General features: G+C 65.1%; 13 protein-coding genes. 5 read left to right on the top strand and 8 right to left on the bottom strand.

Annotated elements, in window-relative coordinates:
- Positions 1-2: 2 nt before the first annotated feature.
- Together modB and modC are read left to right on the top strand one after the other, a co-directional pair.
- Positions 3-689 (top strand): molybdate ABC transporter permease subunit, encoded by a 687-nt coding sequence (gene modB, locus BXY53_RS06955; protein ID WP_119061120.1) that lies wholly within the window; start codon positions 3-5, stop codon positions 687-689.
- Complete coding sequence (gene modC / locus BXY53_RS06950; protein ID WP_210209165.1) at positions 686-1,807, top strand: molybdenum ABC transporter ATP-binding protein; 1,122 nt, start codon at positions 686-688, stop codon at positions 1,805-1,807. The genes modB and modC overlap by 4 nt, the downstream gene beginning before the upstream one ends.
- On the opposite strand, the gene trhA is transcribed toward modC, so the two are convergent.
- From trhA to BXY53_RS06920, 6 genes are all read right to left on the bottom strand, one after another.
- Complete coding sequence (gene trhA / locus BXY53_RS06945; protein ID WP_119061119.1) at positions 1,785-2,423, bottom strand: PAQR family membrane homeostasis protein TrhA; 639 nt, start codon at positions 2,421-2,423, stop codon at positions 1,785-1,787. The two genes, modC and trhA, sit on opposite strands and share 23 nt — an antisense overlap.
- Before the next feature lie 85 nt (positions 2,424-2,508).
- Positions 2,509-2,781 (bottom strand): translation initiation factor IF-1, encoded by a 273-nt coding sequence (gene infA / locus BXY53_RS06940; RefSeq protein WP_119061118.1) that lies wholly within the window; start codon positions 2,779-2,781, stop codon positions 2,509-2,511.
- Positions 2,782-2,883: 102 nt separating this feature from the next.
- Entirely contained in the window at positions 2,884-3,090 is a 207-nt protein-coding gene (locus tag BXY53_RS06935) for a cold-shock protein (protein WP_119061117.1), read from the bottom strand.
- Between the two features lie 85 nt (positions 3,091-3,175).
- Positions 3,176-4,414, bottom strand: a complete 1,239-nt coding sequence (locus BXY53_RS06930; protein WP_210209164.1) for a DEAD/DEAH box helicase — start codon at positions 4,412-4,414, stop codon at positions 3,176-3,178.
- 228 nt (positions 4,415-4,642) lie between these two features.
- The gene (locus tag BXY53_RS06925) at positions 4,643-6,235 is read right to left on the bottom strand and encodes a cisplatin damage response ATP-dependent DNA ligase (RefSeq protein ID WP_119061115.1); all 1,593 of its coding nucleotides are present in this window, start codon (positions 6,233-6,235) and stop codon (positions 4,643-4,645) included.
- 83 nt (positions 6,236-6,318) lie between these two features.
- Positions 6,319-7,308 carry a ligase-associated DNA damage response exonuclease gene (locus BXY53_RS06920; RefSeq protein WP_119061114.1) on the bottom strand — a complete coding sequence of 330 codons (990 nt, stop codon included), beginning with the start codon at positions 7,306-7,308 and terminating at the stop codon, positions 6,319-6,321.
- Between the two features lie 53 nt (positions 7,309-7,361).
- On the opposite strand from BXY53_RS06920, the gene BXY53_RS06915 reads away from it, so the two are divergent.
- Complete coding sequence (locus BXY53_RS06915; protein ID WP_119061113.1) at positions 7,362-9,812, top strand: ligase-associated DNA damage response DEXH box helicase; 2,451 nt, start codon at positions 7,362-7,364, stop codon at positions 9,810-9,812.
- Entirely contained in the window at positions 9,796-10,491 is a 696-nt protein-coding gene (gene pdeM / locus BXY53_RS06910; RefSeq protein ID WP_170144366.1) for a ligase-associated DNA damage response endonuclease PdeM, read from the top strand. The genes BXY53_RS06915 and pdeM overlap by 17 nt, the downstream gene beginning before the upstream one ends.
- Here pdeM and BXY53_RS06905 read toward each other — a convergent pair.
- A complete protein-coding gene (locus BXY53_RS06905; RefSeq protein WP_119061111.1) occupies positions 10,467-10,976 on the bottom strand; it encodes an MOSC domain-containing protein in 510 nt (169 codons plus the stop codon). The two genes, pdeM and BXY53_RS06905, sit on opposite strands and share 25 nt — an antisense overlap.
- A gap of 113 nt (positions 10,977-11,089) precedes the next feature.
- Here BXY53_RS06905 and BXY53_RS06900 point away from each other — a divergent pair, with 113 nt between their 5' ends.
- Positions 11,090-11,584, top strand: a complete 495-nt coding sequence (locus BXY53_RS06900) for an A24 family peptidase (protein ID WP_119061110.1) — start codon at positions 11,090-11,092, stop codon at positions 11,582-11,584.
- A gap of 9 nt (positions 11,585-11,593) precedes the next feature.
- Here the strand turns inward: BXY53_RS06900 and BXY53_RS06895 are convergent, their stop codons facing one another.
- The gene (locus BXY53_RS06895; protein WP_210209163.1) at positions 11,594-11,794 is read right to left on the bottom strand and encodes an SHOCT domain-containing protein; all 201 of its coding nucleotides are present in this window, start codon (positions 11,792-11,794) and stop codon (positions 11,594-11,596) included.
- Between the last annotated feature and the right edge of the window lie 129 nt (positions 11,795-11,923).

The raw sequence follows: 11,923 nt of genomic DNA, 5'->3' as shown, positions 1-11,923 counted from the left end.
GCATGAGCCTGCCGGATTTGGGCCCGCTCTGGCTCACCGTTCAGCTTTCCGCGGTCACGACCGCGTTGCTGCTCCTGCTGGGGACGCCGCTGGCGTGGTGGCTGGCTTTCACCAGGTCCCGGCTGAAGTCCAGTATCGAGGCGATCACGGCGCTGCCTCTGGTGCTGCCGCCGACAGTCCTGGGCTTCTATCTGCTTGTCTTCCTCAGTCCGAATGCCGCGCTTGGCGGCCTGTGGGTCGACATCACCGGCTCGGCACTGACCTTTTCCTTCACTGGCCTTGTCGTGGCGTCGGTCATCTACTCGCTGCCCTTCACTGTCCAGCCGCTTCAGGCCGCGTTTGAAACGCTCGGGCGCGGACCGCTTGAGGCCGCCGCGATGCTGCGCGCCTCGCCGCTTGATGCCTTTTTCACGGTCGCGTCGCCCTTGGCACTGCGCGGGTATCTCACGGCCACGGTGCTGACTTTCGCGCATACGATGGGCGAGTTCGGTGTCGTGCTCATGGTAGGGGGCAACATCCCCGGCGAGACGCGGGTGATCTCCATCGCCATCTATGAGCATGTCGAGACGATCAACTATGCCGACGCGCACCTCCTCTCCGCGATCCTGCTGATCTTCTCGTTCCTGGTGCTGCTGCTCGTCTATGCGGTGAACCGGCGCTTCCCGATCCATGCGGGAGGGCAGCGGTGACCACCCTGCACTGCGATGTGAATATCGCCTTTTCGGCGTTCACGCTTGACGTTGATTGCGCGCTGCCACTTGACGGCGTGACGGCGCTGTTTGGCGCGAGCGGCTCCGGCAAGAGCACGCTTTTGCGCATCATCAGCGGGCTGGAAAAGCGCGCGCGCGGCGTCGTACGCTTCGGCGAGGAGGTTTGGCAGGACGACAACGGGCGGACCGTGCCACCGCATCGGCGCGGGATTGGCTACGTCTTTCAGGATGCGCGGTTGTTCGCACATCTCTCGGTCGCCGGCAATCTGCGCTACAGCGCGCGCCGCGCGGGCGACGGCTGCGCGATCCGGTTCGACGATGTCGTCGACAGTCTTGATCTCGGCCCGCTGCTCAATCGGCGCACGACGGAACTTTCAGGCGGCGAGCGCCAGCGCGTCGCGCTGGGCCGGGCGCTGCTTGCCCACCCGCGCCTGATGCTGATGGATGAGCCGCTCGCCTCGCTCGATGAAAAGCGCAAGGCCGATATCCTGCCCTATATCGAGCGGCTACCGGGCGTGTTCCGCGTACCGACCATCTACGTAACGCACAACATGGCAGAGGTCACGCGGCTGGCCGACAGGATGCTGGTCCTCTCGGAGGGGCGCGTGGCAGCGCAAGGCGCAGTGGCCGATGTGCTGACGCGGCTGGACCTCTACCCGGAGACCGGCCGCTTCGAGGCCGGTGCCGTGCTGACAGCAACGGTCATCGGCCACAATGACGCCTACCAGCTCACCATGCTCGACCATGCCGGGCAACGGATTGAAGCGCCCCGCACAGACGTAGCGGTAGGAGCGCAGGTCCGGCTGCGCGTGCGCGCCCGCGACGTGATGCTGGCAACCCAGCGCCCATCGGGCATCAGCGCGCGCAATGTCCTGCGCGGGACCATCCGCGAAATCGTGGAGGAGCCGGATACCGCCTTCGCTGAAACGCTGGTCGACATTGGCGGGGCGAGCCTGCGTTCGCGCATCACCCGCAAGACGGTCGCGGAACTCGGCCTGGCGCCCGGCACGCCCATCTACGCCATCGTCAAGGCGGTGACCTTCGACCGCAAGTCCCTCTCAGCAATGGGCGAGATCAGTCAAACACCGCCAGCGTAACAGCCGCGAAGTGGCAGGCCGTCCCCGCCAGCACGAACAAGTGCCAGATTGCATTCTGATAAGGCAGGCTATCCCATATGTGGAACAGCACGCCAACGGTGTAGATTGCGCCGCCGACCCCGAGCAGGATCAGCGACTCGGTCGGCACCGACATCACCAACGGTTGGATCGCGGCCAGCCCGGCCCATCCCAGAGCCAGATAAAGCGGGACCGAAAACCAGTCACGCTTGGGCTCGATGAACAGCTTGGCCGCCGCCCCGGACAGAGCCACCGCCCAGACCACGCTGAACAGCGTATAGCCAGCAAAGCCGCCCATCTTGACGAGCGCGAATGGTGTATACGTGCCGGCGATCTTGATGAAGATTGCGGCCTGGTCGAGCTTGCGCAAAAACAGCTTCCAATCCGGCAGCGGAACGAGATGATAGGCGGCCGAAAAGCCGAACATCGCAATCATCGCCAGACCGTAAACCGCAAGGCTCGCGGTCACGCCAAGGGGAAGCGTCGAAACCGCGATCGCGATGAGTATGGCCACGGCGATCAGGCTGCCGCCGACACCTAAAACGTGAATGATTCCGTCGGCGATACGCTCGCCCAGCCCGTATTCGGGACAGGTCATGCGATCACGATACTACACGGCTCCGAGCGCGGCCATCCGTTTTGCAGCGTGCTATTGAAGCAACCTTGCCTCTGAGGCGCGTCTTTTATCGCCGGCGCGGTGGACGGCGCTGGCCACCCGAGGGGCCCGGTCCGGTATCGGTCTTGTGGCGGAAAACGATACGCCCTTTGTCCAGGTCGTACGGGGTCATCTCCACGGTGACGCGGTCGCCCGCAATGGTGCGGATGCGGTTACGCTTCATGCGCCCGGCCGTGTAGGCGATGATCTCGTGCCCGTTGTCGAGTTGGACGCGGAAACGCCCGTCGGGCAGCACGTCGTTCACGACGCCTTCAAATTCGAGGACTTCTTCCTTTGCCATTGGCACTCCTGATGTTTGCGGACCGCCGCGCCGCTGCACACCAGTAAGCGGGCGGCCGGGCCGGCGATCATCGCAAGGCGCGATCACCAGCCCGCCGGTGCGTTACTCGACCCGGAGGTTCGTCGCCGCGGTGCGGCCCTGACGGTCCTGTTCCAGTTCGTAGTTCAAACGCTGTCCTTCATCTGGGTTCGGAATACCCGCCCGTTCAACGGCGCTGATGTGCACGAACACATCCTTGCCGCCCTCGTCGGGCTGAATAAAACCATAGCCCTTCTGCGTGTTGAAGAATTTTACGGTTCCGCTCGGCATATCAAGTTCTCCTTTGCCTGTTGAGTGGAATTGGGATGGGGATATCGCGCGCCCCGCCGGCCGTCTCTCATTGTCTCGGCCGTCGTTACGCTGCGTTTCGGGAAGGGGCGGGCCGCCGGTTGCGCCGGCGCGGGCGCCGCGCGGCAGCAGGCTTGTCCTGCGCTGCCGGTGCCGATGACGAAGGCGCTTCACCTGGGGTGGCCTCGCCGCCAATCACGTCCATCCGGCGGCGCGTCAGCTTTTCGATCGCCTTGAGATTGCCGCGATCGGCCGGGGTGCAAAGCGAGATCGCGGTACCGCTCAGCCCCGCACGGGCAGTCCGCCCGATTCGGTGCACGTAGCTCTCCGGCTCGCCAGGCAGATCGTAGTTGATGACGTGGGTCACATTGTCGATGTCGATCCCGCGCGCAGCCACGTCCGTGGCGACAAGAACCTGTGCCTTGCCATCGCTGAAGCGGGCCAGAGCGCGCTGCCGGGCAGACTGCGACTTGTCGCCGTGAATCGCCTCGGCTGTCGTGTCACCCTTGATCAGTTGCCGGGCAAGCCGATCAGCCCCGCGTTTGGTCCGGGTGAAGACGATGGTGCGTTCGCAGGCCGCATCGCTCAAAAGCCCCTTGAGGGCCCCGAGCTTCCCGCCCTGCTCCACGAACATCACGTTCTGGCGGACCCTGTCGACCGTTAGCGTCTTCGCGGCGATTTCCACCCGCACCGGCTCCGTAAGGATTTCGCGGGAGAGCTTGGCGATCTCATCCGGCATTGTCGCGGAGAAGAGCGCTGTCTGGCGCTCAGCCGGCATCATCGCAGCGATCTTACGCACGTCGCGAATGAAGCCCATGTCGAACATCCGGTCGGCCTCATCGAGCACGAGGATGCCGGTGTTCTGCAGGCGCACATGCCCTTGCTCGATGTGATCGAGCAGCCGCCCGGTTGTCGCGACCAGAACGTCAACGCCGTCGCGCAGCGCCTTGATCTGCGGACGCGCCGCGACGCCGCCGACGACGATGCCGTGGCGCAGCCGGAGCTTGCGGCCATAACTGCGCAGGCTTTCGGCGATCTGCTGAGCGAGTTCGCGCGTCGGCGCGAGGATCAGCGCCTTGGGCTGGCCGGGCAGCGGCGGGCGCTTGTCATGGCTGAGCCGCTCCAGAATCGGCAGCGTAAACGCGGCCGTCTTGCCGGTGCCGGTCTGCGCCAGCGCCAGGATGTCCTTACCGCGCATCAGCGGCGGAATGGCTTGTTGTTGGATGGGAGTGGGTTGGCTGTAGTCCAAGCCAGCCAACACGTCGGCGAGAGCCTTGGAAAGCCCAAGGTGCTCAAATGTCGTCAAGAGATCAGTACCTTCTTCCGATGCGACAGGCAGTGGCGAAACGTCATCGTGAACGCAAGCCCGACTGAGGCAAACGTCCTCACCGCGCGCAAATCGGAGAAGACAGAGATTAAAGATAACGCCGGGACCAGACTTCAGAAGCCGCTGCGCCGTCCATCGGCGATTGACGTGAATATGAGTGAGGGGCGCGCCAGTGTCAACGCGCGCCGCAGGTTTTTGCGCGTTTTCTCAGCGAACCAGCGTCGCCAGTGTCTCGAGCCGATCGGCTTCGGCGGCGGGCTTGTCCCAGCGAATCCGGTTGATCCGGGGAAAGCGCATGGCCAGGCCACATTTGTGGCGGGTCGAGGGGTGTAGGGAATCGAACGCGACCTCGAAGACCAGCGCCTTTGCCACCTCGCGCACCGGACCAAAGCGCGCCACCGTGTTGTTCCGCACCCACTTGTCCAGCTCCTTCAGCTCGTCGTCGGTGAAGCCGAAATAGGCCTTGCCGACGGGCAACAGCTCGTCGCCGTGCCAGACGCCGAAAGTGTAGTCGGAATAAAAGGATGAGCGCTTGCCATGGCCGCGCTGGGCGTACATCAGCACGGCATCGACCAGCAGCGGATCGCGCTTCCACTTGTACCACGCACCCTTTGGACGGCCGGGGATATAGGCTGTGTCGCGTCGCTTGAGCATCAGCCCTTCAACGGTGGCAAGGTCCGGCTCATCGCCGTCGCTGACGCGCGCGCGCAGATTCTGAAGCTCCTGAGGAGACGCAAAATCGAGCCGGTCTGACAGCGACATGCCCTGGGGCTGGTGCAAGGCGAACCACTCATGCAGTCGGGCGCGGCGCTCATCCAGAGTCAGAGGGCGCAAGTCTTCTCCATTGAGCTTGAGCACATCATAGAGGATCAGATGGCCCGGCAACTCGGCCATCAGCTTCTTTTCCGGGCGCTTGCGGTTCAGCCGTTTCTGCAGGTCGTTGAAGGTGCCGAGCGCGCCGTTGTTGCGTACCAATAGCTCGCCGTCGAACACGCCGGTAAAATCCATCCGCGCGACGACATCGGGGAACGCCGCGCTCATGTCATCGCCCGTGCGCGAGAACAGCGCGCGGCCCTCCGGCGTGCTCACCGCCTGCACGCGCACGCCGTCATATTTCCATTCGGCCTGAAAGGCGTCCGGCGTGATGGTGTCGAGTTCGCCGTCCTCGATCGGATGCGCCAGCATCACCGGATGGAACACGACCGCATCGCCGGTGCGCGGCTTCTCGGCCTGTCCTTCGAGCCAGGCGAACAGCTCCTCATAGGGCGGGGACAGCGCGTGCCAGACTTCCTCGACCTCACTGACATCGACGCCGCCATACTCCGCAAGGCAACGCTTCAGGAACCGCGCCGACATGCCGATGCGCAGGCCGCGCGTGCCGAGCTTGATGAGCGCCCAGCGCTCCTGCGCCGTGGCATTGTCCAGCAAGTCGACGAGATAGGCCGCGATCTCGCCCTTCGGCAGCGTCGAGAACTTCTCCACGACCTCGTGCAGCGGCGGCAGGCGGTTGAGCCGCTTGGCGTTTTTGCTCACCGGCCAGAGATGCGCGACCGTCTCTGACAGTTCGCCGACATAATCGTAGGACAGATCGAACAGCACCGGATCGACCCGCTCTTTCACGAGATCGCGCACGAGCGAACTCTTGAACAGGTCGAAGCGCAATTCGCCCGCGATCGCCGCGATTGCCCAGCCGCGGTCCGGGTCCGGCGTGCGCGCGAGATAGTCGTTGATGATCGCGGCCTTGTCATTGTTCCCGTAGGTGAAATAGAGCCGCTCAAGCAGCGCCGAAAAATCATGCATGGCTTTTTTCCGTTTCGCGCGTTTTGTCCGAAAACCGGTTCTGATCCCGGCTCTGAGGCCGGGACATGCTTTTCGGAACGCGCCTAGTCTGCCGCGTCCTCCTCGTAGCCAATCAGCGACAGCGCCCGCGCTTTCAGCCCCATGCGCTTGGCCTGATGAACAAGCGCATCTTCGCGGCCATGCGTGACCCAGATTTCGCGCGCGCCGACATCCTCGATCGTGCGGATCAGGTCGTCCCAGTCAGCGTGATCGGAGATAATAAGCGGCAACTCCACCCGGCGTTGCTTGGCCCGCGCGCGCACCTGCATCCAGCCCGAGGCCATCGCGGGCAGGACGTTCGGCAGCTTGCGCGACCAGCGATCGGTCAGCGATCCGGGCGGACATAGTACGATCTCGCCGGCCAGCTTCTCGCGTGGCACCTCCGACACGCGGACGAGATCGCCAAGCGCGATGCCATGCTCTTCATAAAGCGCGCACAGCTTCACCAGCGCGCCATGCAGGTAGATTGGCCGGTCATAGCCGGCATCCCGCAGCGCGCGAATCAGCCTCTGACACTTGCCCAGCGCATAGACGCCGACGGCATGGCACCGCTCCGGGAACAGCCGCAGCGAGCCGAGCAGCTTGTCGATCTCGCCTTCCACCGGCGGCGTGCGGAACACCGGCAGGCCGAAGGTCGCTTCGGTGACGAACACGTCGCACGGTACCGGCTCGAACGGCGCGCAGGTCGGGTCGTGCTCGCGCTTGTAGTCGCCGGAGACGACCAGCCGCGTATCGGCATGTTCCAGCAGGATTTGCGCGCTGCCCAGGATGTGCCCGGCCGGGTGAAAGCTGATCCTGACACCGCTCGTCCCCGTAACTTCGCCATACGGCATGGGGATCTGATGCTCGGCGAAATCCGCGCCCGCGCGGCTCGCCATGATTGCCAGCGTCTCCGGCGTTGCCATAACGCATTCATGCCCGGCGCGCGCGTGATCGGCGTGCCCGTGTGTTATCAGCGCATGTTTCACCGGGCGGATGGGGTCGATGTAGAACCCGCCGGGCCGGCAGAACAGCCCCTCGGGCCGGACCTCCATCCAAGTGCTTGGGTGTGATTGACCTTTTTGCAAAATCGCTTTCGGCTGTTTGAATGACCGGCACGCCAGACATACCAGATTACGTCGCGGACTGGTTCACCGCACGCGGCTGGCGGCTGCATGATCATCAGCGCGCGCTTGTCCGCGCGTTCCGCGAGCGCCGCTCAACCCTGCTGATCGCGCCGACGGGCGGCGGCAAGACGCTCGCCGGGCTGCTGCCCTCGCTGATCGACATTCACGAGAACGGCACCGGCCACCTCCACACCCTCTATATATCGCCGCTCAAGGCGCTCACCAATGACATCGCCCGGAATCTGACCGCGCCCATCGAAGGGATGGGCCTGAACGTGCGCACCGAAAGCCGCACCGGCGACACGCCGGGCGCGAAGCGCCAGCGCCAGCGCCGCACGCCGCCGGACATCCTGATGACCACGCCGGAATCGCTGATGCTAATGTTGTCCTACACGGATGCGCCGCGGATATTCGGCGGGCTGCGCGCGGTCGTCGTCGACGAGACCCACAGCTTCGCGGCGACCAAACGCGGCGACTTCACCGCGCTCGCGCTGGCCCGGCTGCGCCAACTTGCGCCCGATCATGTCCGCTTCGGCCTGTCGGCCACTGTTGCCAACCCGAACGGGCTGGCCGAATGGCTCGGCAGCAGCGGCGCGCCCGCAACCGTCCACATCGCCGAAGCCGCGCCGCGCCCGCAGATCGAGATGCTGCGCACCGAAACGCCCCTGCCCTATGGTGGCTTCATGGCGCGCTACGCGATCCCGGAGATATATGAGGCGGTGCGCGCGGCGGGCACGTCGATCCTGTTCGTCAACACGCGCGCGCAGGCCGAACTGATGCTGCAATGGCTCTGGCAGGCGAACGAGGACGCTCTGCCGATCACCGTCTATCACGGCAGCCTCGACAAGGAACAGCGGCGCAAGACCGAGGAGATGATGGCCAGCGGCAAGCTGCGCGCGGTTGTCGCCACCTCGGCGCTGGAGCTCGGCATCGACTGGGGCGATGTCGATCTCGTCGTGCAGGTCGGCGCGCCGAAGGGCGTCAGCCGGCTGTTGCAGCGGATCGGCCGCGCCAATCACCGGCTGGATGAGCCGAGCCGCGCGCTGCTGGTGCCAACCAACCGTTTCGAGACGCTGGAATGCCTCGCCGCCATCGAGGCAATTGAAAACGGCGTGCTCGACGGCGTGCAGGACTGGACCGCGACGCGCGACACGGTCATCCAGTATATCGTCAACTGCGCCTGCGCCGCGCCGGTTTGCCCCGACGCGCTTTATGCCGAGGTGACGAGCGCCGCACCCTATGCCGAGATGCCGCGCGCGGAGTTTGACGCGCTGTTCCGCTTTGCCGTCGATGGCGGCACCGTACTGGGCAACTATCCCCGCTATCGCCGCCTGCAGATGGGCACCGACGGCCTGTACCGCCTCACGCATCAGCGCGTCGCGCGCCGTCACCGCCAGAATATCGGCACCATTGTCGAGGCCAGCCGGCTGCGCGTGAAAAAGATGTTCGGCCCGCGCGGGGGTCGCGTGCTTGGCGAGGTGGAGGAATATTTCGCGCAAGGGCTGACGCCGGGCGACACCTTCCTGTTCGCGGGCGAGGTGCTGAGCTTCGAGCGCGTGCGCGACATGACGCTTGAGGCGCGGGCCGCAAAGGGCGGCGAGCCGAAGGTTCCGGCCTATGTCGGCGGGCAGATGCCGCTATCGACCTATCTTGCGGAGCGCGTGCGCGAACTGTTCGCCCGGCCTGACGCATGGGCCGCGCTGCCCGAGAGCGTGCGCGACTGGCTGGCGCTTCAGAAACAGGTCTCCCGCCTGCCCGACGAGGACAGCATGCTGATCGAACATTTCGGGCGCGGCCGGCTGCGCTACACCGTCTTCTACACCTTCGAGGGGCGCAAGGCGAACCAGACGCTCGGGATGCTCATCACCCGGCGCATGGAGCGTATGGGCCTCAAGCCGGTCAGCTTCGTGATCAGCGATTACGGGCTCACCGTGACGAATCTGTCCACAGTGACGGACGCGCATATCGACTCCCTCCTCGCGCCGGATATTCTCGGCGACGAGCTTGAGGAATGGATCGCGGAATCGCCGATGCTCAAGCGCGCCTTCCGGCAGGTGGCGACTGTTGCCGGGCTGACCGAGCAGAACTACGCGGGCGAGCGCAAGACCATGAAGCAGGTGACGTTCAGCACCGACCTGATCTACGACACGCTGCGTCGGCACGAGCCGGATCATGTGCTGCTGAGCGTGACGCGCCGGGAGGCGGAGCGCGAACTGCTCGATCTCAAGCGGCTGTCGCGGATGCTGGGCCGGTTCCACCCGAACTGGCGCTTCGTGGCCTTGCGCCGCGCCTCGCCGCTGGCGATCCCGATGCTGATGCAGGTCCGCGCGGAACAGGTGCGCGGCAGCGGTATCGAGGCGCTGCTCGCCCAGAGCGCGCTGCAGGACGAAGCGGAGCGGATGATGGAGGATGCGCGTGCCGCGGCCGGCTGAAGCGGTCAGCGACCGCACGCGGAGCCAGATCGCCTTCGCCGGCGTCCCGCTCGTGCTCGATGCGCGCGGCGGGGCCTATCTGCCCGAAGCGGACACGCTGATCGTCTCCGACCTTCATCTGGAAAAAGGGTCGTATTATGCCGCGCGTGGGGTGCCGGTCCCGGTCTGCGATACGCGCGAGACGCTGCGCCGGCTGGCGGAAATTGTCGCGGCCTATTCCCCCGCCCGCGTCGTGTGCCTTGGCGACAGCTTCCATGATCGCTCAGCCCGCGGGCGGCTTTCTTCCGCGGATCAGGCCGGTCTCGCAGACATCGCGAAGGACATCTCGGATTGGGTTTGGGTCAACGGCAATCACGATCCGGAGCCGCCGGATGGCCTGACGGGGCGTGGCGCGGCACGGCTCGACCTGGCGGGGCTGACCCTTGCGCACCAGCCGGTTGAGGCACCGGGCGCGCAGATCATCGGCCATTATCATCCCAAGCTGAAATTGCGCCTCAAGGGCCACAAGATCACCGGCCCCTGCTTCGTCGCCGGGGCGAAACGGCTCGTCATGCCGGCCTTCGGGGCGTTCACGGGCGGGCTTCGCGTCACGCGCGATGCGCCCTGGCCCGACCTGCTCGGGACAGACTGGCGGCAATACCTGATCTTCAACGATCAGCTCTGGCCGGTCTCGCTCTGATCCTCCGCGAGGCGAACCGGGTCGCCAAGCTGAATATGCCCCGGCCTGATGACCTCCGCACCGATCCCGCCGTGATGGCGCACCGCTGAATACCCGCCCGGCCCTAGGTTCTGCTCCATCCGGCTGCACGGGGCGCAAATCCCGGTGCCACGCAGCACTACCTGTCCGATCTGGAACGTTCGCCGCCGCAAGCCCAACAGGTTGATGCCTGCGATCGCGATATTCCGGCGCAAAAGCTCCGGCGGTGGCGCCTCGCGCCCCAGAAACGCCCCAATCACCGGCAGGTGCTCCCACTGAATGAGCGTGACCGCCCGCGGGCCACCTCGCGTCCAGTGATCACCCACCAGCCCATCCTGCGTAACTTCAACTGTCTCGACCGCCTCGATCTTGGCCTTGCGCGCCGGGCGCAGCCCAATCCAGGCCACCCGGCCAGAACGAGCATTTCGGTCCATCATCGCGCGTAGAGGCGTCCCCGGTTTTGTCATTCCGATCTTTCTCTCGGGTCAAAACTGATATTTGGAGGATAGTAACAGCCGGCTATCTATGGTCTGGCTGTTCGGGCACGGACAACATACAGCCCTGATGGCAAGGGGGGAACATGACTGACTGGGCCGAGCCCATCATCCAAGGCGCATTCATCTTTCTCGTCAGCTACGCCATGATTACGGACCTGCGCGATCTGCGCGTGCCAAACTGGGTGCCGCTGGCGATCGCGGGCCTCTTCCTGCTTTACAGCCTGGATCAGGGTGGCGGCGATCTGCCGGTGCACATGCTCACCGGTGTTGGCATGCTCGTCGTCGCTTTTGCGCTGTTCGTGGCGGGTGTGTTCGGCGGCGGCGACGCGAAGTTTATCGCCGCGCTGGCGCTGTGGATGGGGCCGGCCGATCTCGGGCCGTTCGTGCTGATCACGACCTTGCTCGGCGGGGCGATGGCCGTTGCGCTGGTGGGGTTGAAGAAGCTGCTGGTCTTCAATCCGGCGCTGGAGAACCACGCGGCCATCGCTAGGCCGCTCGCCTGGGCGCGCACCGGCAAGATGCCTTACGCGGTGCCCATCGGCCTGGCCGCGCTGATGCTCGGGCCGGCCCTGTTTTAAACCGCCGACCTAGCGATTGAGCGCCCTCTTGCGCGCCTCGAATTCCTCTTCGTCGATTTCGCCGCGCGCAAAACGCTCCCGCAGAACCTCCAGAGACCGGTCGCCGCTTCCGGTTGCCTCGCGGCCCGAGCCACCACTGACAAACCGCCACAGGGCAACGATCGCAAGGACGCCCAGTACAAGGATGATGATCGTGAAGATCGGCCCCATCCACCATCCGCCCGAGCCCATTCAGGGCATGTCATGATGCCAGCCGCCGCCGGGCGTCTGCGAGAGCAGGATGAACGTCGCATCCATCAGGCCGGGAAGGAAAGAGCCACTCACGTCAATGTCCTTTCG

This window comes from Dichotomicrobium thermohalophilum (genome assembly GCF_003550175.1).
Lineage (GTDB): Bacteria > Pseudomonadota > Alphaproteobacteria > Rhizobiales > Rhodomicrobiaceae > Dichotomicrobium > Dichotomicrobium thermohalophilum.
This window is presented reverse-complemented; position numbering and strand designations above follow the sequence as displayed.

Excerpts from the sequence above, each read along its gene's own strand:
- modB (WP_119061120.1), top strand. The coding sequence starts at position 3 with ATGAGCCTGCCGGATTTGGGCCCGCTCTGGCTCACCGTTCAGCTTTCC.
- trhA (WP_119061119.1), bottom strand. The coding sequence starts at position 2,423 with ATGACCTGTCCCGAATACGGGCTGGGCGAGCGTATCGCCGACGGAATC.
- infA (WP_119061118.1), bottom strand. The coding sequence starts at position 2,781 with ATGGCAAAGGAAGAAGTCCTCGAATTTGAAGGCGTCGTGAACGACGTG.
- BXY53_RS06935 (WP_119061117.1), bottom strand. The coding sequence starts at position 3,090 with ATGCCGAGCGGAACCGTAAAATTCTTCAACACGCAGAAGGGCTATGGT.
- BXY53_RS06925 (WP_119061115.1), bottom strand. The coding sequence starts at position 6,235 with ATGCATGATTTTTCGGCGCTGCTTGAGCGGCTCTATTTCACCTACGGG.
- BXY53_RS06920 (WP_119061114.1), bottom strand. The coding sequence starts at position 7,308 with ATGGAGGTCCGGCCCGAGGGGCTGTTCTGCCGGCCCGGCGGGTTCTAC.
- BXY53_RS06915 (WP_119061113.1), top strand. The coding sequence starts at position 7,362 with ATGACCGGCACGCCAGACATACCAGATTACGTCGCGGACTGGTTCACC.
- BXY53_RS06905 (WP_119061111.1), bottom strand. The coding sequence starts at position 10,976 with ATGACAAAACCGGGGACGCCTCTACGCGCGATGATGGACCGAAATGCT.
- BXY53_RS06900 (WP_119061110.1), top strand. The coding sequence starts at position 11,090 with ATGACTGACTGGGCCGAGCCCATCATCCAAGGCGCATTCATCTTTCTC.
- BXY53_RS06895 (WP_210209163.1), bottom strand. The coding sequence starts at position 11,794 with ATGGGGCCGATCTTCACGATCATCATCCTTGTACTGGGCGTCCTTGCG.